The sequence below is a fragment of the Neorhizobium petrolearium genome, assembly GCF_017873175.1.
In the GTDB taxonomy this organism is placed as follows: domain Bacteria; phylum Pseudomonadota; class Alphaproteobacteria; order Rhizobiales; family Rhizobiaceae; genus Neorhizobium; species Neorhizobium petrolearium.
Genome location: NZ_JAGGJW010000022.1, coordinates 1 through 22,123 on the forward strand (window position 1 = coordinate 1; position 22,123 = coordinate 22,123).

General features: G+C 64.1%; 23 protein-coding genes and 1 tRNA gene. 21 read left to right on the plus strand and 3 right to left on the minus strand.

Going from position 1 to position 22,123, the window contains the following annotated elements; translation table 11 throughout:
• Positions 1-18: 18 nt before the first annotated feature.
• A tRNA-Met gene (locus J2046_RS30060) sits at positions 19-95 on the plus strand.
• On the opposite strand, the gene J2046_RS34420 is transcribed toward J2046_RS30060, so the two are convergent.
• Positions 52-1,707: a recombinase family protein gene (locus J2046_RS34420; protein ID WP_210058225.1), complete on the minus strand. Its 1,656-nt coding sequence runs from the start codon at positions 1,705-1,707 to the stop codon at positions 52-54. The two genes, J2046_RS30060 and J2046_RS34420, sit on opposite strands and share 44 nt — an antisense overlap.
• A 19-nt stretch (positions 1,708-1,726) precedes the next feature.
• Complete coding sequence (locus J2046_RS30070) at positions 1,727-1,918, minus strand: hypothetical protein (RefSeq protein ID WP_233470388.1); 192 nt, start codon at positions 1,916-1,918, stop codon at positions 1,727-1,729.
• A gap of 301 nt (positions 1,919-2,219) precedes the next feature.
• Here J2046_RS30070 and J2046_RS30075 point away from each other — a divergent pair, with 301 nt between their 5' ends.
• The 3 genes from J2046_RS30075 to J2046_RS30085 are packed head-to-tail and all read left to right on the plus strand — an operon-like array spanning position 2,220 to position 3,860.
• Entirely contained in the window at positions 2,220-2,519 is a 300-nt protein-coding gene (locus tag J2046_RS30075; protein ID WP_210058110.1) for a type II toxin-antitoxin system TacA family antitoxin, read from the plus strand.
• A gap of 3 nt (positions 2,520-2,522) precedes the next feature.
• Positions 2,523-3,026 (plus strand): GNAT family N-acetyltransferase, encoded by a 504-nt coding sequence (locus J2046_RS30080; RefSeq protein ID WP_210058112.1) that lies wholly within the window; start codon positions 2,523-2,525, stop codon positions 3,024-3,026.
• Positions 3,027-3,047: 21 nt separating this feature from the next.
• The gene (locus tag J2046_RS30085) at positions 3,048-3,860 is read left to right on the plus strand and encodes a hypothetical protein (protein ID WP_210058114.1); all 813 of its coding nucleotides are present in this window, start codon (positions 3,048-3,050) and stop codon (positions 3,858-3,860) included.
• 248 nt (positions 3,861-4,108) lie between these two features.
• On the opposite strand, the gene J2046_RS30090 is transcribed toward J2046_RS30085, so the two are convergent.
• On the minus strand, positions 4,109-5,002 hold the full coding sequence (locus tag J2046_RS30090; protein WP_210058116.1) for a LysR family transcriptional regulator: 894 nt from the start codon (positions 5,000-5,002) through the stop codon (positions 4,109-4,111).
• A gap of 124 nt (positions 5,003-5,126) precedes the next feature.
• On the opposite strand from J2046_RS30090, the gene J2046_RS30095 reads away from it, so the two are divergent.
• The 17 genes from J2046_RS30095 to J2046_RS30175 all read left to right on the plus strand — a co-directional run bounded on the left by J2046_RS30095 (position 5,127) and on the right by J2046_RS30175 (position 22,068).
• Complete coding sequence (locus J2046_RS30095) at positions 5,127-6,323, plus strand: MFS transporter (protein ID WP_233470389.1); 1,197 nt, start codon at positions 5,127-5,129, stop codon at positions 6,321-6,323.
• Between the two features lies 1 nt (position 6,324).
• Entirely contained in the window at positions 6,325-6,795 is a 471-nt protein-coding gene (locus J2046_RS30100; protein WP_210058118.1) for a cyclophilin-like fold protein, read from the plus strand.
• Positions 6,796-6,854: 59 nt separating this feature from the next.
• A complete protein-coding gene (locus J2046_RS30105) occupies positions 6,855-7,961 on the plus strand; it encodes an alpha/beta hydrolase (RefSeq protein WP_210058120.1) in 1,107 nt (368 codons plus the stop codon).
• 186 nt (positions 7,962-8,147) lie between these two features.
• Positions 8,148-9,110, plus strand: coding sequence for an ArdC family protein (locus J2046_RS30110; protein WP_210058122.1), 963 nt, complete (start codon positions 8,148-8,150; stop codon positions 9,108-9,110).
• On the plus strand, positions 9,107-9,478 hold the full coding sequence (locus J2046_RS30115) for a DUF2958 domain-containing protein (protein WP_210058124.1): 372 nt from the start codon (positions 9,107-9,109) through the stop codon (positions 9,476-9,478). Before J2046_RS30110 ends, J2046_RS30115 begins: the two co-directional genes overlap by 4 nt.
• The gene (locus J2046_RS30120) at positions 9,478-10,218 is read left to right on the plus strand and encodes a hypothetical protein (RefSeq protein ID WP_210058126.1); all 741 of its coding nucleotides are present in this window, start codon (positions 9,478-9,480) and stop codon (positions 10,216-10,218) included. Before J2046_RS30115 ends, J2046_RS30120 begins: the two co-directional genes overlap by 1 nt.
• Entirely contained in the window at positions 10,215-10,646 is a 432-nt protein-coding gene (locus J2046_RS30125) for a hypothetical protein (protein ID WP_210058128.1), read from the plus strand. Before J2046_RS30120 ends, J2046_RS30125 begins: the two co-directional genes overlap by 4 nt.
• The gene (locus J2046_RS30130; RefSeq protein WP_210058129.1) at positions 10,633-10,974 is read left to right on the plus strand and encodes a hypothetical protein; all 342 of its coding nucleotides are present in this window, start codon (positions 10,633-10,635) and stop codon (positions 10,972-10,974) included. Before J2046_RS30125 ends, J2046_RS30130 begins: the two co-directional genes overlap by 14 nt.
• Before the next feature lie 104 nt (positions 10,975-11,078).
• Positions 11,079-13,235, plus strand: a complete 2,157-nt coding sequence (locus tag J2046_RS30135; RefSeq protein ID WP_210058131.1) for a ParB/RepB/Spo0J family partition protein — start codon at positions 11,079-11,081, stop codon at positions 13,233-13,235.
• 84 nt (positions 13,236-13,319) lie between these two features.
• Entirely contained in the window at positions 13,320-13,619 is a 300-nt protein-coding gene (locus J2046_RS30140) for a hypothetical protein (RefSeq protein ID WP_210058133.1), read from the plus strand.
• 379 nt (positions 13,620-13,998) lie between these two features.
• Entirely contained in the window at positions 13,999-14,163 is a 165-nt protein-coding gene (locus tag J2046_RS30145) for a hypothetical protein (RefSeq protein WP_210058144.1), read from the plus strand.
• Between the two features lie 197 nt (positions 14,164-14,360).
• Positions 14,361-14,918 (plus strand): hypothetical protein, encoded by a 558-nt coding sequence (locus J2046_RS30150; protein ID WP_210058146.1) that lies wholly within the window; start codon positions 14,361-14,363, stop codon positions 14,916-14,918.
• 63 nt (positions 14,919-14,981) lie between these two features.
• On the plus strand, positions 14,982-15,401 hold the full coding sequence (locus tag J2046_RS30155) for a hypothetical protein (protein WP_210058148.1): 420 nt from the start codon (positions 14,982-14,984) through the stop codon (positions 15,399-15,401).
• Between the two features lie 66 nt (positions 15,402-15,467).
• Positions 15,468-15,884 carry a hypothetical protein gene (locus J2046_RS30160; protein WP_210058149.1) on the plus strand — a complete coding sequence of 139 codons (417 nt, stop codon included), beginning with the start codon at positions 15,468-15,470 and terminating at the stop codon, positions 15,882-15,884.
• Entirely contained in the window at positions 15,877-16,521 is a 645-nt protein-coding gene (locus tag J2046_RS30165) for an antitoxin of toxin-antitoxin stability system (protein ID WP_210058151.1), read from the plus strand. Before J2046_RS30160 ends, J2046_RS30165 begins: the two co-directional genes overlap by 8 nt.
• Positions 16,522-16,675: 154 nt before the next feature.
• Complete coding sequence (locus tag J2046_RS30170; RefSeq protein ID WP_210058152.1) at positions 16,676-21,025, plus strand: strawberry notch-like NTP hydrolase domain-containing protein; 4,350 nt, start codon at positions 16,676-16,678, stop codon at positions 21,023-21,025.
• Positions 21,025-22,068, plus strand: coding sequence for a DUF7146 domain-containing protein (locus J2046_RS30175; protein ID WP_210058153.1), 1,044 nt, complete (start codon positions 21,025-21,027; stop codon positions 22,066-22,068). The genes J2046_RS30170 and J2046_RS30175 overlap by 1 nt, the downstream gene beginning before the upstream one ends.
• Positions 22,069-22,123 lie beyond the last annotated feature (55 nt).

Genomic DNA, 22,123 nt, shown 5'->3' on the forward strand with positions numbered 1-22,123 from the left:
AAAGGGATTTACGCTTGGCGCGGGGTGGAGCAGCCCGGTAGCTCGTCAGGCTCATAACCTGAAGGCCGCAGGTTCAAATCCTGCCCCCGCAACCATCTTTACTTGCGACCCCGCAGCCTTACCCGCTGCGGGGTTTTGCGTTTGTGCGGCAATCGTCAGGATGCCGGCGAGATCGCCCTGAACGTCGATTTCCACCTTGCCTTCCACAGGGGTCAGCACGATCTTGTCCAACAGCGAGCGCAGGATATCCGCCGCCTCGATCCGCTTCTCTTCCTCTTCGTCCTGCAAGGCTTCATAGAGCTGCTGGACTCGCTTGCGGTATTGCAGCGCCATCGAGGGGTGTAGCAGGGGAGGTGGCTCCTCGGCTTCGCTCAGGAACAGGACCAGTTCTTTCTTGCGCTGTTCCAGCAGCACCATCTTGGCATTGATCGCGTCCGCGGCGCCGCCCTTGAGAATGAGGTTGAGCAGCGTGTCGAGTTCGCGGTCGATCTTCGCGATCTCGGCCTCGGCCGAAGCGATCCCCGCGCGACCTTCCATGCGCAGCCGGTTCATCTCCTGCGTGAACACCTCGCAGAAGCGGGCGAACATCTCCGGATCGACGAGCCTGGTGCGCAAGGCGTTCAGCACACGCGTTTCCAGTTCCTCGCGACGGATATTGGTCCGGTTATCGCAGGTGCCTTTGTTGCGGGCCGTCGAGCAGCCGATCAGGGTCGCCGAGATCGCCGAATAGCCGCCCCCGCAGCAGGCGCATTTGGTCAGCCCGGAGAACAGGTACTTCGGGCGGCGGCGGTGGTTCATCTTGCGGACGTCGGCGATACCGCTCTCGTCCCGCTCGGTCCGCATCTCGCCCTGCCGCGCCTTCACGGCGTTCCAGAGGTCGTCGTCGAGGATGCGCAACTCGGGTGCGTCCTGAATGACCCATTCCGTTTCCGGGTTGGGCCGGGCTTGCCGCTTGCCGGTATCCGGGTCTTTGACGAAGCGCTGACGGTTCCAGACGATCTTGCCGACATACATCTCGTTGTTGAGGATGCCATTCCCGCGCTTCGGGTTGCCGTTGATGGTGCTAAAGCCCCAATCGCCTCCGGACGGGGCGGGGATGCCGTCCCGGTTCAGGGCGAAGGCGATGGTCTTGGCCGACTTGCCGGCGGCATAGTCGCGGAAGATGCGGCGCACGACCTCGGCTTGAGCTTCGTTGATCGTGCGGTCGCCGCGGATCGGTTCGCCGTTAGCGTCCAGTTTCTTGACCACGTCATAGCCGTAGGAATTGCCGCCGCCCGACTTGCCCGCCTCGACCCGGCCGCGTTGTCCGCGCCGGGTCTTGTCGGCCAGATCCTTCAGGAACAGCGCGTTCATCGTGCCCTTGAGCCCGACATGCAGGTGCGAGACTTCACCCTCGGAAAGGGTGAACATCTTCACGTCCGAATAGGACATGCGCTTGAAGAGGCCCGCTATGTCCTCCTGATCGCGCGAAAGCCGATCCATGGCTTCGGCGAGGATCAGGTCGAAACGGCCGCGCGTGGCGTCGGAAATCAGGGCCTGGATGCCGGGGCGCAGCAGAGATGAGCCGGAGATCGCGTGGTCGGAATATTCCTCGACGATCTGCCAGCCCTGCTTCTCGGCATGAAGGCGGCACATGCGGAACTGGTCTGCGATCGAGGCATCGCGCTGATTGTCGGAGGAATAACGGGCGTAGATCGCGACCTTCAATGTGCCTCTCCCTTCGGCTTCAGGAGGTGCGCTTCCTCCGTCGACGCATCATCTTCACCTCTTCTGCGTAGCACTCCCGCGCTGCCTGCCGCGCCAGAAAGTCGACCAGACGCAAAAGGCGTGGGTCGGGTTTGCCGCGAGGCGTAAAGGTCAGTTCCGGTTCGTCGAGCAACAAAGCTTCGAGCAGCTCTTCGCGCTCTTTCCTTGTCATCTTCAACGGATCTTGGGGTGCTCGCAAGGTCATGCTTGCCAGAATTTACCCGTATTTCAGTATAAGCAACTGAAAACACGATAGAATATTCGGCGTTGATTGGTGTCGCGCGGCGCACGGCGGCGTAGTCCAGCGCACAGGCGCGCGCCATGGCATAGCGAAATAACCTATGGGTTCTTGCCTCCGAGTCGATGGTTGGGCGCATCGACGCCGCTGTTTCGAGATTGCTGACCATGAATGGGATAATATCGTATTGCGTTTTGCGATACAATCCCCTATCTTGCCTGCAAGGAGACGACTCATGGCCAGCACAGCGGAACGCAAGGAATATCCTATCTCGATGCGACTGCCGGAAGCGGATGTCGCGATGATCGATCGCGCGGCGACGCTGCGCGGCCGCTCGCGCACCGACTTCGTGCGTGATGCCGCCGTGCGCGCGGCCGAGGAGGTCGTGATGGAGCAAAGCCTGATCCGCATGAGCCCGGAAGGGTTCGATGCGTTCACAGAGGTTCTCGCCGCCCCGGCAGCGCCTGTTCCCGAAATGGTCGAGCTGGCGAAACGGCCGGCGCCATGGGAAGCTGGCTACGAGCCGAAGCGGTAAGTCGTGGCGCTATCGGCTCCCGAACTGCTCACCGCCGCGCATGATGTGTCCGAATTCTCCTGCGGCAAGCCGACGCTCGATCACTGGCTGAAGACGCGCGCCCTTTCCAATCAGCAGAAAGGCTTTACCGCAGTTCTCGTGGTCCATGAGGCGGGGCGCGTCGTGGGCTATTATGGTCTGGCGCCGACGGCCGTGGTGCCGTCGGTCCTGCCGCGTTCGATCCGCACGGGCCAGCCGCCCGACCCCGTTCCCTGCCTTCTTCTCGGCCAGCTTGCCACCGATACCGGATGGGCGGGGCGAGGGATCGGGACCGGCCTTGTCAAACACGCGCTGCAGCGCTGCGTTCAGGCGGCCAATCTCGTGGGTGGGCGAGCGCTGATGGTCAATGCTGTCGATGATGAAGCCGCGCGCTTCTGGAAACGACGTGGCTTCTTGCCGTCGAAGGATGATCCGCTCGTCCTCTTGCGCTCCGTCGCCGATATTGCCGCGTCGTTGGCCGAGGCGTGAGCCAAGCAGAATAGTATATCGATGAATCAAGAAGACGAATTTCTCACCGCGAAATACATCGAATATCGTCAGGCGCTCAGCGAGATCGAGAGGTTCACGCCTCTCATGCCGTTCGGCTGGTTCAAATCCCCGCAGACCATCAGGCTCGATGGGGAGTTCGGGCTACAGCAGATGGCGTATGGGGACTTGGCCAGCGAGGCAGCACGAGATCTGGCGAACGGGATCAATCACCTGATCGTCCTCACGATGCGCCTTGAAGCTTGGGGCAAGGTTATCGATGGGCTCGATACCGAGCAGAAGTTCCAACTCCTGCACGAGTTCGTCCAGGATTTGGCGGCAACGGCGATCTTAAGTCCTTACACCCTCAAGGCCCGGTTCTATTTCGCGATCGCGCATTTGTCGCATCAAGCCAACTGCGCGCGTCAGGGCGAGGGGTGGGTGGATGATAGCACGACCCTTCCCGATGATCGGAAAATCAAGGGGGATGAGGCGGCCAGATTGGCAAAGCCGTGGCGCGCTTGGAAGAAGCTGATCAGGGCGCTGGAGACCGTCGATAATGCTGACTACAGGACAGCGACGGATGACTTCCGCAGCAAGCACACGCACCGCTTCACTCCGCGGGTCGAACTTGGGATCACCCAGCCGGTGAAACGTCTTCTTGCTAAAGGCGAAGACAAACCATCCTACGGCGTCGGGGGAACGAGCCCTCTCAAGCTGAAAGCCGTGGTAGCAGAACTGAAAACCCAGTGCATTCGCTTGTCCAAATGTTACGGGGAATTCCGGAAGCTCGTGGTCGAGCAGAGCACGGCGCTGTTCGGGAATATAGACGATTGAGTTGCCGATTTGTCGTGGCATGGAAACTTGGGCGTCGCCCTTTGGGCCGGCTCCTGGTTGCGCCGAAGCGATAGCCGGAACTCTCGAATTGACAGTGCAACTCCCGAAACGCCCTTCGCTATACATTAATGGCTTGGGCGATCTGAAGGCAACGACCATTGGCTCGGACCGGGGCCGTGGTCCGCGGTCATACGCAGGTCATGGTTCGATGAGCCTCAATGTACCGTCCAATCGCGAAACGGCCGCTTTCAACCACGATACTTTAGTGCATCGACGATCACTTTGAACACCGGAAGGTTTTGGCGGCGGCTGGGATAGTAGAGGAAATAACCGTCGAAGAAGGGCGACCAAGCGTCCAAAACTTGGATCAGATCGCCGGAAGCGACGTGCCGCTCCACAATGTTCTCCGGCACATAGGCAATGCCATAGCCGTTCACCGCAGCGTCGATCATGGCGTAGGAGTTGTTGAAGGTAAGCTGGCCAGACACGCGGACGCGCAGCTCCTGTCCCTCTTTCTCGAATTCCCAAGCATAAAGGCCGCCGGTGCTTTCATGGCGCATGTTGATGCAGCGGTGCCGGACGAGATCCTGCGGATGGCCCGGCACGCCATGTTCGGCGAGATAGCCCGGCGAGGCCACGGCCACCAGCCGCCAGTCCGGCCCGATCCGGACCGCGATCATATCCTTTCCGACGCTCTCGCCCAGCCGGACGCCCGCGTCGAAATGTTCCTCGACGATGTTGCGGAAGGTGCTGTCGAGGATCAGTTCGACGGCGATGTCGGGATAGTCGCGCAGCACCGGCTTCAGCTTCGGCCAGACCACGCTTTTGAGCGCGTGATCGGAGAGCGTCAGCCGGATCGAGCCCGATGGCTTGTCGCGGAACGTCATCAGCGCGGCAATCTCGTCCTCGATCTCGGCCATGCGAGGGGTGATCGTCTTGAGCAGCCGTTCGCCTGCGGGCGTCGTCGTGACGTTCCTCGTCGTCCGCGTCAGGAGGCGGATACCCATGCCCGCTTCCAGTTGCTTGATTGCGTAGCTGAGGGTCGATTGCGCGACGCCGATCTTCGCCGCCGCTTTGGTAAAGCTACGCTCCTCGGCGACGATCCTGAACCAGGTCAGTTGGTTGAAATCCGTCTTCTCCATAGGCCCTCATAGTGCTCGTCCAATGAGATTAATCGATACCATCGATTGATCCAATCAAATTGCGACGACTAATCGTTCCATCCTGAATTGGCTATATCCGCATCGAAAACGGATAGTCAGGAGTATGCGGACGATGGTTTCCGCCGAGGAAAATGCCGGCAGCACACCCGCTGCCTGGGGCGCCGTGCTTTCGATGGCGCTGTGCGTGGCGATGCTCATCGCCTCGGAGTTCATGCCGGTCAGCCTGCTGACGCCGATGGCCGAAGGACTGCACGCGACCGAGGGACAGACCGGACAGGCGATCTCGGTGAGCGGCCTTTTCGCCGTCGTCGCCAGCCTGCTCGTCACGACGCTCGCCGGCACGCTGAATCGCAAATGGGTGCTGGTGGCAATGACCGCGTTCATGCTGGCTTCGCTGGTCCTCGTCGCAGCCGCGCCGAACTTCGCGGTCCTCATGCTCGGCCGCGCCCTTCTCGGCGTCTGCATCGGCGGCTTCTGGGCCTTGGCCACGGCCGTCATCATGCGGCTGGTGCCGGCGCAGGACGTGCCCCGCGCGCTGGCCTTGATGTATGGCGGCCAAGCCATTGCTGCGGCCTTTGCCGCGCCGGTCGGAAGCTATCTTGGCGGCCTGTTCGGCTGGCGCGAGGTGTTCTGGGCGCTGACGCCGATCGTCGCGATCAATCTCGCCTGGCATGTCGCGGCGCTCCCGTCGCTGCCCGCGCATCAAAGGCAGGACTTCCGGTCCATGCTCGCCTTGCTGAAGCGCCCGTATTTTCTGCGCGGATTGGCGGCCTGCATGCTGTCCTGGGGCTCGGCCTTTACGATGTTCACCTATCTGCGTCCATTTCTGGAGCAGGTGACGCGGGTGGATGTCGCCACGCTATCGGCTCTCCTGCTGCTTCTGGGATGCGCCGGATTCGTCGGAACATGGGCGGCGGGGCGCTTCCTGAAGGGCGACGTCGCCCCCTTCCTGAAGTTGCCGGCCCTGGTCATGGGCGGGGCCACCGTCGGCCTCTTGCTGCTCGGATTCTCGATCGTCGCCGCCGGCCTGTTCATGGCCATCTGGGGCGCGATGAACACCATGTTCTCCGTGATCTGGATGACGTGGATGTCGCAGAATGCCGACGACGCGCCGGAGGCCGCCGGCAGCTTGATGGTCGCAGCGATCCAGGCATCGATCCTGCTCGGGGCCGTGGTCGGCGGGCTGTTGCTCGACGGCATCTCCATCCAGGCAACTTTCATCGGCAGCATCGTCCTCGCGGTCCTGGCGCTCATGCTGATCGGCAACGGTCAGCGGATGCTGAAGCCGGAGGCGGTCTGACATGAGGCCGTTCGCACCGATCTCTCGACGTCGATTGCTGGCAACGGGTGTTGCGAGCCTCGTTGTTCCCGCTCTTGGTCCCGCGTTGACGCAGAGAGCCCAAGCGCAGGGAGGAACCGCTATGCGCCTCAGACTGACCTTTGCCGATCAGGATTTCACGGCAACGCTGGAGGACAATCCTTCGGCACGCGACCTGTTCTCGATGCTGCCGCTCGATCTCATGATCGACGACTACGCGACCAACGAGAAGATCGCCTATCTGCCGCGCAAGCTGACCGAACAAGGCAGCGACCGCTTCGGCAACGAGGCGGTGGGCGACCTTTGCTACTACGCGCCCTGGGGCAACCTGGCGATGTTCCACGGCCCTTACCGCTGGTCGCGCGGACTGATCCGGCTCGGCTGGCTGGACAACGGGACCAAGCCTCTCCTCGTGCGCGGCGAATTCCCGCTCCGCATTGAAGCGTCGTCCTGACGCGCGACGCCGCACCCTTGAGGGCGCCAACCGTCTGAAAACCGCAAGGAGACCCTGCAATGAAACAGAATTTGGAATCTGCAAATGCAGCCCTGCATCGGGACGCGCCCGACGCCGGCCGCCGCAACCTGCTCAAGCTGACGGGCGTCGGCATGGCCGCCCTCGGCGCGGCGTCACTTTTCGATATTTCCAACGCGAAGGCTCAGAATATGGCACAGGAATGGGACAAGATTTTCCCCAAAAGCCAGAAAGTCGATCACCAGAAAGTCACGTTCAAGAACCGTTATGGCATCACGCTTGCCGGCGATCTCTATCTGCCGAAGGATCGCGCCGCAAAACGCCTGCCGGCCATTGTCGTCAGCGGTCCGTTCGGCGCCGTCAAGGAACAGTCGTCCGGCCTTTACGCGCAAGCCATGGCCGAGCGCGGCTTCGTCACGCTGGCCTTCGATCCGTCCTATACGGGTGAAAGCGGCGGTGAGCCGCGCAATGTCGCCTCGCCGGATATCAACACCGAGGACTTCATGGCGGGCGTCGATTTTCTCGGCCTGCACACCTCCGTCGACCGCGAGCGCATCGGCGTCATCGGCATCTGCGGCTGGGGCGGCATGGCGCTGAACGCTGTCGCCGCCGACAAGCGCGTCAAGGCCGTCGCAGCCAGCACCATGTATGACATGAGCCGCGTCATGTCGAAGGGCTATAATGACAGCATGACGCCCGAACAGCGCAGGCAGGCGCTGGAGCAGATGAGCCGCCAGCGCTGGGCGGACGCCGAAAAGGGCGCTCCTGCCTATCAGCCAGCCTATAACGTGCTGAAGGGCGGCGAGGCGCAGTTCCTCGTCGATTACCACGATTACTACATGACGCCGCGCGGATACCATAAGCGTGCGGTCAATTCGGGCAATGCCTGGACGGTCACGACACCGATGTCGCTCATGAACATGCCGCTGCTCACTTACATCAAGGAGATCTCGCCGCGCCCGGTCCTGCTCATTCACGGGGAAAAGGCTCACTCGCGCTATTTCAGCGAAACGGCGTTCGCAGCCGCGGCCGAGCCGAAGGAACTGGTGATCGTCCCCGGCGCCAACCACGTCGATCTCTATGACAAGGTGGACGTGATCCCATTCGACAAGCTGACCAGCTTCTTCAACCAGCATCTCGCCGCATAACATATGGAGTGGTGCCTGCGCCAATGGGGAAAGCCTTCCCCCTGGCCGGCGCCGGGGTCGCCGGCACACCCCCTTCTGCGGGGAGACCCCGCAACGCCCCCTTTAGAGTGAGAGTGCGGACGGGGTTTGCCGTGACGGGTTGAGGGCCGGAGGAGAGTCTTCCGGCGCCCGTCGCGGAGAACCGCGATGTCCAGATATGATCGAAGCGTTCGCGCCGGCTCGGACCGGACGAATCTCTATGACGAAATCACCACAAGAATCATCGCCGAGCTGGAGGCCGGTCGCGTGCCGTGGGTGCAGCCCTGGGGCACGTCGGCCGCGAAGGCGCCGCTTGGCTTGCCGAGGAACGCCGCTACCTCCCGCAGCTACAGCGGTATCAACGTGCTCATTCTATGGGGCGCCGTCATCGAGCACGGCTTTCCCTGCCAGGGCTGGCTCACATTCCGGCAGGCGCTTTCACTTGGCGGCCATGTCCGCAAGGGTGAGCGCGGCACCACCGTCGTCTATGCTGATCGCTTCACGCCGGAGGACGAGAAGCGCCGCGCCCGCGAGACTGGCGAGGAAGCGCACGCCATCCCATTCCTGAAGCGCTTCACCGTCTTCAACGTGGCGCAATGCGATGGGCTGCCCGACGACATCGCCACCGTCGTGCCACCGCCACCGCCCGGCCTGATCGAGCCGAGGGTCGAGGCACTCATCAAGGCGACCGGCGTCGATTTCCGCATCGGTAGCAACCGGGCCTTCTACGTCCCGTCCCAGGACTATGTGATGGTCCCGCCGCCCCAAGCGTATTTCGAGCCGATCAACTGGCACCGGACGGCGCTGCATGAGCTCGGTCACGCCAGCGGCCATCACAGCCGGTTGAGCCGTGACCTGACCGGTTCCTTCGGCTCGAAGAAATATGCCTTCGAAGAGCTGATCGCTGAGCAGACTTCGGCTTTTAGCTGCGCCGCGCTCGGCATCGTGCCGACGGTGCGTCACGCCGATTACATCGGCAGTTGGCTGGAGGTCATGCGCGAGGATTCCCGCGCCATCGTGCGCGCGGCCTCGCAGGCGAGCAAGGCGGCCGACTGGCTGCTGTCCTTCCTCCCGGAAGACGGGCAGCGGCCAGCCGCGCCCGAAAGCGCCATCGACAGGAGGGCAGCATGATCCTCGTGACCGACGAGCTGCGCGCGCAGCTTCTCGCCAATGGCCGCCGGCGCGACACTGATCATGTGCCGGTCGTCAAATTCTTCAACCCTCTCGGCGCAGGCGTCTGGCTGGCGACCGAACTCGATGCCGGGGGCGACATCCTCTTCGGCCTGGCCGATCTCGGCGAGCCGGAACTTGGCTACTTCTCGCTGGAGGAGATGGCGTCGGTACGCCTGCCGTTCGGACTCGGCATCGAGCGCGACATTCTCTTTTCCGGCGACTTTCCGATTTCGGTCTGGGCTGAGGCTGCACGAGAAGCCGGCAGCATCCGCCGCGCCGAACGGATCATCTATGCCGCGGCGCATGCGCGGCGGGAGGGCGTCTGATGCGCTTCCGCCGCTGGCATAGACCCGAACCCTATGGTGACACGTCGCGCAAGCGCGCGGCGTTTCTCCGCAAGCAGCGCCTCGAACGCGAGGCGCTGCCGCTCTTCGCCGGAGAGATCGCCGCCGGTCAGCACGGCGTCGACGAGGAAATGGCCCGCCGTTCGGCTTGGTGGGACGAGGCCGAACGTGAACGTCGCGACCAGCGAGCCATGTGGTGGCGGAGGGGCCGCGTCCGGCTCTTCGCGCTGCCCGACAGGCTGCGCGCCCGTGTCCGCGAGATCTGGCGGACTTGCCCTTATCCGGCCGATCCGGCGAGCTTCGCCGATTTCCTGCACCAGATCGCGGTTGGCAAGCTCGATCCGTGGCGCCCGCCTTGGCAATTCCATCCCGAGCGGACCGCGCGGATTACCCGCGATCCGTCGACCTTCGGCGAAGCCTTCCGCCGAATCGGAGGCCGCAAGGCCGGTATCGGGCCGAGCGCGCCGGACGTGGACGAGTCGCTTTACTGCGGCAATCTCGGCTCCGGCATCCTGTTTCTCCGGTCGCGGCTGCGCTCCGTAGAAGCGGGCGAAAATGTCCACATCGCCGCGAGCCATCACCCCGGCGCCGCCCAGCGGCTCGAAATCGAGGTGCGCGGCGCGTGCTCGGATGCCGAGCTGGCGCTGATCGAGCGCCTGGCGCAAGCGACCGAGACGCGGCCCGTCGTGGTCCAGCGTATCGTCATGCGAGGCCAGCCATGACCGGGCCGACGAAACGCGGGCACAATGGCGGGCCGCCGCTCGACGAACCCGTCGACCGGCGCTCCGGCCAGTGCAAGCACTGCATCCACTGGGACGCGCCGCCGGAAAACGAACAGCGCGCCTATGAATGGTTCCGTCTCGGCCTTTCTCGGCGCCGCGTGAAGCGCCCGTCCGGCACCTGCGATCGCGTGCTTCTTCCCGGTCGCAAAAGCACCGTATTCTCGGCCACCTCGGCCGAGTTCGGATGCCTCAACTTCGAGGCGAAGCCGCCCCCCGTCCGCTCGACCGGGGGCGGATTCGTCACGATCTGGAGGAACGGCCGCATCGCCTGGCAGGGGTCGGAGGAGAACATCCCGCCGCGCTTCCTTCTGGACATGCTCGATCCCGGCCCGTCTGACGACGGAAGGCAGCGTGATGATGCCTCCTGATCGTCTGCGCTCGATGTTGGCGCGCATGGAGGACGCGCTTGCGGATACGCGGCGCAATCTCGCCCTTGCCGAACGCGCACTCAGCAATCGCGCCGAGGGCGAGACGATCCGTCTTCGTCCGAAATCCCGGCACTACCATCGGCGCATGAGCCGGTGGACCGGAGCGGACGAGGCGGAATATCAGCGCGTGCTCGATCGCCTCCTGTTGGATGCGGGGCCGGATCTCGACCGGCTTCGACGCAAGATCGACCGGCAGGAGGCGGCGATCATGGCGCTGCGCCGGAAATACCGGGTGAACGCGGAGCGACCGCAGCGCTTCGACTGGTAGTGTCGCGCCCTTGGCCCGGTCGAGAGTGAGAGAGGGGCTGGTGATTTCGTGACGGGTTGGAAGGTCGAGAGAGGGTCTCGGCCGCCCGTCACGGAGAAACCACCATGGCCAAAGCTGCCAGGAAGTCGAAGAAGCCCACCGTTGCGATGATCGTCTTCTCGCGCTCGCGTGACATTCCCTTCAATCGCATCCGCCTCTCGGACAGCAACGTCCGCGAAACCGACGTCGAGGCTGGTCTCGACGATCTCACCCATGACATCGACCGGCGAGAAGACATCGTGCAGGGCATCAATGTCCGCGCCATCCTCGATGCCGACGGCAACGAGACCGGAGATTTCGAAACCCCGGCCGGCGGTCGCCGCTTCCGGGCGATCGCCCGTCTGGTCGAAGCCGGGCGTTTCCCTGCCGATGGCCTCGTTCCCTGCCTCGTCAAGAAGGCCGACGCCAAGACCTCGGCCGTCGACGACTCGCTCGCGGAGAACATGCTGCGGCTCGGCCTGCATCCGCTCGACCAGTTCCGCGCGTTCAAGCGCATGTTCGACGAGGGCATGACGAAGGAGGAGATCGCCGACGCCTATCGCACCACGCCGCGCTACATCACGCAGCGTATGCGCCTGGCTTCGGTCTCGCCGGCACTTCTGGAAGTCTATGCGCGCAACGGCATGCCGCTGGCGATGCTGGAAGCGTTCACCGTCAATCCCGACCATGCCCGCCAGGAACAGGTCTGGGAGGCCGTGCAGCGCTCCTACAATGTCCAGCCCTGGCAGATCCGCCAGCTCCTCACCGAGACCACCGTTCCAACCGACGACAAGCGCGTGCGCTTCGTCGGCGTGGAAGCCTATGAGCAGGCAGGCGGCACGATGCTGCGCGATCTCTTCTCCGAGAATGACGGCGGCTGGCTTGAGGATGTGGGGCTTCTTGACCGTCTGGTCTCGGAAAAGCTGAAGGCGATCGCCGATGACGTAGCGGCCGAAGGCTGGAAATGGATCGCTGTCGAAACCAGCCATCCCTACGGATACGACAACGGCCTTCGTGAAATCACCGGCAGCTTCGCCGATCTCACCGATGAGGAGCGCGCCGCGCGCGATGTACTTCGCAACGAGTACGACGATCTCGAATCGGAATATTCCGAGCACGACGAACTGCCCGAGGAGATTGATCGGCGTCTCGGCGAGATCGAGGCCGCTCTGGAGGACTTCGAACAGCGCCCCGTCATCTATGATCCTGCCGAGATCGCCCGCGCGGGCGTCTTCATCAGCATCGACCGTGACGGCGAACCTGTCATCGAGCGCGGCTATGTCCGGCCCGAGGACGAGCCGGTGGCCGATACCGAGGACGGCGAGAACGAAAACGCCGTCGCCGCCGCCGGAAATGACGGTGACGTGCAGCGCGCCGTCATCACCATCGGCGGCCAACCCGTCGAAACTGAAGACGACGATGACGATGATGCCGTCAAGCCGCTGCCGGAACGGCTCGTCGTCGAACTGACCGCCCACCGCACCCTCGCGCTTCAGGAAGCGCTTGCTGCTAGTCCCCATGTCGCGATGACGGCGCTTCTGCATCGCTTGGTGACGGAGCGCTATCATTACTCCGCGCCGACCGGATGCCTGGAGGTCTTCGTCCGCCAGAAGCTCTCCTGGACGCAGGGCACCGATCTCGGCGACAGCCCTTCCGCCAAGGCGATCCGTGAACGCAACAATGCCTGGAAGTCGGACCTCCCGTCCGACGAAGCGGCGCTCTGGGACTGGATCGCTGCGCTTGACGAGGCGAGCCGCATGGCGCTTCTCGCCCATTGCGTCAGCTATGGCATCAACGCGCTCTACGAGCGGCCGAATATCCATAGCGCCTCCGGCATCTCGCAACATGGTCTTGATCGTCGCCTCGCCGGGGCCGACCGGATCGCACGCGCCACCGGCCTGGACATGGTTCTCGATGCGGGATGGCGGCCCACGATCGAGAACTATCTGGGTCGTGTGACCAAGACCCAGATCCTCGCTGCGGTACGCGAGGGCGCTGGCGAACGGGCGGCCCAGCTCATCGACCATCTGAAAAAGGGCGACATGGCCAAGGAAGCCGAACGTCTCCTGGCCGACACCGGCTGGCTGCCCGAACCGCTGCGCCTCGTCGATCTCGACGGTGACGCTACCGACACCGATGGCGAGGTCGAAGCATTGCCCGACTTCCTCGCCGGTGACAGCGACGACGAGGAAGCCGCGGCTGAAGACGAAGAAGACCGGCAGCATCTCGTCGCTGCGGAATGACCTCATATGGGGCGGCGCAGGCCGCCCCATATCGTTCTTCAATTCGCCCGGCCATCGCGCCGGGCATTTTTTATGGAGGCCGTTATGGCTGATCACATCGACTTCATCTTTCGGGTCGACCGCGAAAATTCTCCGGCCGAGCGGTCGCTGCCCTGGGAGGAGACGCGCGACGGGATCAGCGTCGTCGTCGAACCCAAGCCGCATTGGGCCGAGGACTTGCGGGCCTTCCGTCTCGATGCCCGCGAATATTGCTACTATGCAGACTGGAGCCGGTGCGGTGCGCGCGCCCGGTTCTATGGCCATATCGATACCTGTGGCGACGACCTGCTTCTAAAGGCCCGCGTCCTGATAGTCCGCGAGATCGCCGAGGGGAATTGGAGCTGACCGTCATCCCGGTCGAGTTTCGGTTTCGCCAGCATCCGCCATTCTTGCGATATCGTGTGGGGCTGGTTTCCGTCCCCGGCCAAAAATATCGATCCGGTTGAGACCGGCATGAAGGAGTGGCTGGCCGGCACGGCACCTGCGATGGGATTTCGGCATCCTGTCAGAGGCAGAACACCATCCCCGCTTCCATTCGCTGACCTTGGTCTGAGCCGTCTCCTTGTCAATCAACCCACCAGGGGTCGGCTTACGCGAGCGTGCCGCCCTCGCGGATTCGGGACATGCCCGAACGCGCGAGGGTGATTGCAGATCCGTTCAGACGCTTCGGGCGCCTGTCGCGCGGGGGATGGTCCCCCGCCTCCAGAGACAGGAGCCGGAATCCATGTCCTACGCAGATGCCACCGCCTTCGCCGCCAGCCTCGCCACCACGCTGATGGTCTCGATCATCGTGTTTCAGGCCGGAGACGGAACCCACGGCGCCATGCCCGCCGACGAATTCGACGGCGACGACGAGATGGTGAAACTGGAACTCGACCCATGGAGCTGAGGCGCGCGAGCGCCTCATTCCCGACGGCCCGGAACGCTCAGGAGGCGTCCGGGCCTTCCGCCTTGCGATGGTCGGCCCATCGCCGGAAACAGCGCCGAGGCGGACGCCTTCGGCAAGAGAGGGAGAGGTCGGGCCTTTGGCCGTGACGGGTTAGATGCTGAGAGAAAGGCTCTCGCGCCCGTCGCGGAGCGATCCCGATGACCCATGCCAGCCAATCCAACTGCGCCCCGATCGGGCGGATTCTCGCCGATCGGGTGCTGCCCGAATTTCAGCGGACGCAGAAGTTGCCGCTGCGTATCTCCTGCCTCGGCACAGTCAGCTATGCCGGGGCCACCGATGCCGATTACCGCGACCGCAGCGTCTCGCTTGGCGAGGCTGAATCGCCGGAAGCCGCCATCGCTCTTGCCGCGCTCCGCGTCTCGCGCGGCGACGTTGGCCCCTGCGAGGACACCGGGTTGCGCTTCGAGCCACGTCTGATCGTCATTCAGGACAGCGCGCTCGGCCTGGTTCTCGCCGGTGAAATCCGTGCCGGGATCATCCTCTGGCAGCAGCCGGTGGCCAACGACAGCGAGGCCCGCCGCATCGTCATCGAAGCCAGCCGAAAGCGCGGCATGGCCTTCGCTGCCTCCGGCCGACGCGATCATACGGCGGCCCGCGTCTTGCGATTCGGGGCGGCGTTGCTGGAAGCGCGGCTGGTCGATCCGCTTTGGCGCGAGACCGCCGCAGAGCTGCTCCGGCTGCCGCAGGCGGCCTGATCCCATTCCCTTTCTTCAGTCAGCCCGGCCTCGCGCCGAGCCTTGCCGTTTCAGGAGGCTTACATGCCCGACTACACCATCGAGAGCCGATACCATGTGCCGGCCTACCGGCTTCGCACCTATTCCGCCGATACCATCGCGGAAGCTTGCCGCCTTGCCATCGATGACAACGACTGGGATGGCGAAAAGCTGAGCTACGAGAGTGCTGGCGAGACCTTCATTGCCGGCATTTGGAAAGCCCCCGATACGGCCAGTGCCGGGCCGCCTATTCCGATTCCCTCGCAGTTCGGTGAAACGATCCAGCGCAAGGCGCAGCACTTCGAAATCCTGCTTGGCCTTCTGAAGCTGCTGCTCGCGGATGTTCAGAGCGCGCGGCCGCCTTTGGACGAATGGGTCGGCCGCGCTGCCTGGGCTGTCGCACGCGGAGAGGCGATCATTGCCGGCGCTCGCGATCCTGACGGCCAACACGCGCCAGCGGCCTGACCCGATCACCCAAGTCCTTCAATCAGCCCGGTCTCGCGCCGGGCTTTGTCGTTTCAGGAGACTGACATGGCTGAATACTTCACACATTTTTCCTGCCTGCTCGATGTGGGGACGCCCGACAACGCCGCTCGCGCCCTCGATCTCTACAATCAGCTTTCCGAAGAAGGCGCTTCGGAAGAGCCGCCGTCCGACGGTTTCCTCCTGTCGATCCAGCCCGAGCATGGCGGCACCAAACTCTGGATGCGCGATGATGTCACCGGCGATCCGGAGCGCCTGATTCAGTTTGTGAAGCGTTGCGCCGCCGAATTCGGACTGACCGGCCGCTGGGGGTTTCAGTATGCCAGCGCCTGCTCGAAGCCGCGCGTCGACGGCTTCGGCGGCGGCGCTCATGTGCTTGATCTCGCCACCGGGGAAACCGTCGCCTGGACCTATACCGACGGCTGGCTTGCCGAAGTGCTGGATGGAGGTGATCCCGATGCCTGAGATCATCGAAACCACGGTTTACCGGTCCAACGGGCTTTCCGATGCCGCGAAGGGCAAGGCCCGTGCCTGGTATCGCGAAGGCGGCTTCGACTACGACTGGTACGATTTCGTCTATGAGGATTTCCAGCGGATCGTGGAAATCCTCGGAATCCGCTTCAAGACCCGCACCGTCCGCCTCATGGGCGGCGGTACACGTCAGGAGCCTCGCATCGCCTTTACAGGATTCTGGTCCCAGGGCGATGGCGCATCGTTCGAATGCTATTATTCCTACCGGAGGAATGCCTCGGCCGAGATCCGATCCTATGCGCCGCGGGACATCAAGCTGCATGAGATCGCCGATGCGTTGCTGGCGATCCAGCGCCGCAACTTCTATCAGCTTCGCGCCGAGGCCAGCCATCGTGGGCATTACTATCACGAATATTGCATGTCGATTTCGGTCGAGCGTGACAGCCCCACCTATCAGGACATGACCGCCGACGCCGAGGAGATCGTCATCGAGGCGTTGCGCGATCTCGCTCGCTGGCTCTATCGCCAGTTGGAGCGCGAATACGAATACCTTTCCTCGGACTTGGCGATCGATGAGACGATCATCGCCAATGAATACACCTTTACCGAAACAGGCCGCAGGTTCGGCTGATTCACACAAGCGCCCCGCCTGAAGGCAGTGGCGCTTTTTTTTGCTACGGAACGTACTTTTAGAGGGAGAGGAAGGCCGGGACGGGTTCGAGCCTGTGCGGTCGAGAGAGCGCTGCGCGGGTTTGGTTCTGTCCCGCTCCTCCGAGGTTTCTCCCATGAACATGATTTCCACGCCTGCGGCGGCATCCGCCGCCGCGCCGCTTTCGCTTGTCCCCGACACCGACATTCCTGCCGCCGTATTCGCCACGGCGCAGCTCCTCTTGCCTCATCTCGAGCGCGGCCAGCGCGTCGATGCCGCCATGCTGCGCGGCGCGATGGAGGCTGCCTTCGGTGCCTCCGACGCGACCGGCGTCTGGAACTGGAAAACGGCCTATGACGCCTGCGAAGCGGCGACCGTTCTCTTCCTGCGTAAATACGGCAAGGCGCTTTTCCGTAAATCCGCTTCTCCGGTGACGGTTTTGCCGCAGCTCGCCAAGATCGCCAGCCTCCTGCCGACGCATACGCGCCGCTCGGAGGAAGCACAGTCTTACCAGCAATTCTCGACACCGATCCCGCTCGGCCTCGCGGCCGTGACGGCAGCGGCGATCACACCGGCCGACCGCGTGCTGGAACCGTCGGCCGGCACCGGGCTTCTCGCCATTCTGGCGGAGATCGCCGGCGGCTCGCTCGTGCTCAACGAGCTTGCCGAGACCCGCGCCGGTCTCCTTTCTCTTCTCTTTCCGGCCCTGTCCGTCTCCCGCTTCGATGCGGCGCAGATCGACGACCATCTCGACACCGGCATTCTGCCGTCCGTCGTGCTGATGAACCCGCCATTCTCCGTCATGGCCAATGTCGAGGGCCGGATGGCCGGCGCCGCCTTCCGCCATGTCGCCTCGGCGCTGGCGCGTCTTGCTCCCGGCGGCCGTCTCGTCACCATCACCGGCGCGAATTTCGCCCCCGACGCTCCGGCTTGGTCCGCGTCCTATGCACGGCTACAGGAACGCGGCCGCGTCGTCTTTTCCGCAGCGGTCGACGGCTCGGTCTATGCGAAGCATGGCACGACCTATCCGACCCGGCTGACCATCATCGACAAGCTGCCGGCCGACGACCCGTCCGTGTTCCCCACTGCGCCCGGCGTCGCGCCGGATGTGGGCACTCTGCTTGGATGGCTGGCCGAGCACCTCCCGGCACGCCTGCCGGTCGATCCGTCCGTCTCCGTCCCTGTGGTCGCGCCTCGAACCGTCCGCGCCTACGTAAACCGGGTGGCCAAGGCTGCGCCCGTCGCGGCGCATGCCGAGCCGGAGGGCGCTCCGCTCGATTACGAAACCGTTGATTGGAGGCCCGCGGATGCCGGTCGCCTTTCCGATGCGATCTATGAGGAATACGGGCTCCAGACCATCCGGATTTCGGGGGCGCAAGCGCATCCGACCCAACTCGTGCAATCGGCGGCCATGGCGAGCGTCGCACCGCCGAAGCCGAGCTATCGCCCGACGCTGCCGGCGAATGTCGTCGATCTCCTGTCCGACGCGCAACTCGAAACGGTGATCTATGCCGGCGAGGCGCATTCGGATTTCCTCGCCGGTGCGTGGACGGTGGACGACACCCTCGACAAGCTGACCGCTGCATCTGAGGACGCCAAGGACGCTATCCGGCTGCGCCAGGGCTTCATGATCGGCGACGGCACTGGTGTCGGCAAAGGCCGGGAGTCCGCTGCAATCATCCTCGACAATTGGCTTCAGGGCCGGCGCAAGGCCGTCTGGATATCCAAGTCGGACAAGCTGATCGAAGATGCGCAACGCGACTGGGGTGCGCTCGGCATGGAGCGTCTGCTGGTCACACCGCTGTCGCGGTTCGCGCAGGGTAAGCCGATCACGCTGAGCGAGGGCGTCCTATTTTTAACCTACGCCACGCTGCGCTCCGACGACCGCGGAGAGAGGGTTTCGCGGGTCAAGCAAATCGTCGAATGGTTGGGCTCCGACTTCGATGGAGTGGTAATTTTCGACGAGGCGCACCAGATGCAGAACGCCGCTGGCGGCAAGGGAGAACGAGGTGACGTCGCCGCCTCGCAGCAGGGCCGCGCCGGCCTGCGCCTCCAGCACGCGCTTCCCAATGCCCGCGTCGTCTATGTCTCGGCCACCGGCGCGACCACCGTCCACAATCTCGCCTATGCGCAGCGGCTCGGCCTGTGGGGCGGCGAGGATTTCCCGTTCGCCACGCGCGCCGAGTTCGTCGAGGCGATCGAGGCCGGCGGCGTGGCGGCCATGGAGGTGCTCGCCCGCGATCTGCGCGCACTCGGCCTCTACACCGCCCGCTCGCTCTCGTTTGCCGGCGTTGAATACGAGCTGGTCGAGCACGAACTGACGCCTCAGCAGGTCCGCATCTACGATGCCTATGCGGGCGCATTCGCCATCATCCATAACAATCTGGATGCGGCCATGCAGGCCGCCAACATTACCGGAGGCGGTGAAGGTGGTTCGGGCACGCTCAACAAGCAGGCGAAGTCTGCGGCCCGTTCGGCCTTCGAAAGCGCCAAGCAGCGCTTCTTCGGCCATCTGTTGACCAGCATGAAGACGCCGACCCTGCTTCGCTCGATCGCCGCGGATCTGGAGGCGGGTCATTCGGCCGTCATCCAGATCGTGTCGACCGGCGAGGCGCTTATGGAGCGGCGGCTGGCCGAACTGCCGACCGAGGAATGGAACGACGTGCGCGTGGACATCACCCCGCGCGAATACGTCCTCGACTACCTCGCCCATTCCTTCCCGGTCCAACTTTACGAGCCATACACCGACAGCGAGGGCAATCTGTCGTCGCGGCCGGTCTATCGTGACGGCCAGCCCGTCGAAAGCCGTGAGGCGGTCGCGCGGCGTGATGCGCTCATCGCGAAGCTCGCCAGCCTGCCGCCGGTTCCGGGCGCGCTGGACCAGCTCATCCAGCATTTCGGAACGGACATGGTTGCCGAGGTGACGGGCCGGTCGCGCCGCATCGTCCGCAAGCGCAGCGGCAGCGTCACCATCGACCGGCTTGTGGTTGAGACGCGCGCCGGCGCGGCCAATCTGTCCGAGACGCAAGCCTTCATGGACGACCACAAGCGCGTCCTCGTCTTCTCGGACGCCGGCGGCACCGGCCGCAGCTATCATGCCGAGAAGTCGGCGAAGAACACCCGGCTCCGCGTCCACTACCTGCTTGAGGCGGGTTGGAAAGCCGACACCGCCATTCAGGGGCTCGGCCGGACGCACCGCACCAACCAGGCGCAGCCGCCGCTCTTCCGGCCGATCTCGACCAATGTGAAGGCGGAGAAGCGCTTTCTCAGCACCATCGCCCGCCGTCTCGACACGCTGGGCGCGATAACGCGCGGCCAGCGCCAGACCGGCGGTCAGGGGCTGTTCCGCCCCGAGGACAATCTGGAGAGCCATTACGCCCGCGACGCACTTCGTCAGCTCTATATGCTGCTGGTGCGTGGTAAGGTCGAAGGCTGCTCGCTCGAGCGCTTCGAGGAAGCCACCGGCCTGAAGCTGATGGACTCGACCGGCATCAAGGACGAGTTGCCGCCGATCACGACGTTCCTCAACAGGCTGCTCGCGCTCACCATCGAGCTTCAGGGCATCCTCTTCACGGCTTTCGAGCAACTCCTGACTGCGCGCATCGAGGGTGCGATTGCGTCGGGAACTTATGACGCCGGGCTGGAGACGCTGCGCGCCGAAAGCTTCGTCGTCATCGAGCGCCAGACGATCTACACGCATCCGCGTACTGGCGCAGAAACCAGCCTGCTCACGATCAACGAGCGCAGGCGCAATCGTCCGGTGACGCTCGACGCTGCTCTCGCCGAACTCGGCGATCCGCGCGCCAGGCTGCTCGTCAACGAGCGCTCGAGGCGTGCTGCCGTTCAGATCCCGGCCAGCAGCATTATGCTCGACGACGGCGAGGTCGAGCGCCGCGTCCGGCTGATCCGGCCGACCGAGGCGCACAACATTCCGATACGCTCCATGGGCGAGACCCATTGGGTCGAAGCTGATCAGGAGGCTTTCGCGTCTGCCTGGAACGCCGAGATCGCCGATGTGCCAGAGTTCACGGACGCGACGCTCCACATGGTTACGGGCTTGCTTCTGCCCATCTGGAAGCGGCTGCTGAACGACTCGACGCGCGTCTATCGTCTCCAGACCGATGAAGGCGAGCGCATCATCGGCCGCAAGGTCTCGCCGGCCTGGGCCGCCAATGCGACCACGACCGGCTCAGCCGCGATTACGCCGGACGATGCCTTCACCGCCCTAATGGACGGTCGCACCATCCTCGACCTCGCTGAAGGACTTCAGCTTCGCCGTGTTCGCGTCATGGGCGCGAACCGCATCGAGCTGTCGGGCTTCGATGACACGATGCGCGAGCGCCTCACGGCCCACGGCCTGTTCCACGAGATCATCTCGTGGAAGCTGCGCATGTTCGTGCCCGTCGATGCCAGTGGTCCCGCGGTTCTTGCCAAGGTGCTCGACCGCTGGCCGGTGGAGCGCATCGGCGAGAAAGAGGCAGCGTGATGGCCCGTCACGACGCTTCCGAACTGGCATCCCGTCTCGGCCGCAATGCCGAGGCGGTTTGCCGCCACTACCTGTCGTCCGGCCACCGTGCCGGACGATACTGGGTCGTCGGCGACGTTCAGAACCACCCCGGCCGCTCGATGTTCGTGCGCTTGATCGGGTCGGAATCCGGCAAGGGCGCTGCCGGGAAATGGACCGACGCATCGACGGGGGAACATGGCGATCTGCTCGACGTCATCCGCGAAACGCACGGCCTCATCGACTTCAAGGACGTCGCCGAGGAAGCGCGCCGTTTCCTCGCTCTCCCGCATCCCGAACCTTCGAGGTCGAGGACACCGACCGGCAGGATGTCGAACATCGCTGTCGGTTCGCCCGAAGCGTCGCGGCGGCTCTTTGCCATGTCGCAGCCGATCGGCGGCACGCTCGCGGAAATCTACCTCAACGGTCGGGCGATCACCTCCCTCGCGGGAACCACCGCGCTACGCTACCATCCGCGGTGCTACTACAAGCCCGATGAGCATACGCCCACCGAGATCTGGCCGGCGATCGTTGCTGCCGTCACCGATCTTCACGGCAACCAGACCGGCGCGCACCGCACCTGGATCGCCCCGGATGGTTCGGGCAAGGCGCCCGTCGAGTCACCGCGGCGGGCAATGGGCGACCTTCTCGGGCATGGCGTCCGATTCGGTGTTGCCAATGAGGTGCTCGCGGCCGGCGAAGGTATCGAGACCGTGCTGTCGCCCCGTCAGGTTCTGCCCCACATGCCGATGATGGCGGCGCTCTCCGCGGCGCACCTCGCTGCCGTCCTGTTCCCGGCGACGCTGCGCAGGCTCTATGTCCTCCGGGATCGCGATCCGGCCGGCGACGGCGCAAGAGACAGCCTGGTCGCCAGAGCAAGGAGCGTCGGGATCGAGGCGATTTCTGTGTCGCCGATCGCCAAGGACTTCAACGAAGATCTGCGCTGGCGCGGCATCGACGCCCTGCGGGCGACCTTGATGGAGCAACTCCATCCCGATGACGTCCACCGTTTCGTGGAAGGGTGAGAAGGTGATCGGTGGGGGACAAGGCGCGGTCGGGGTATCTCCACCTGCCGTCTCC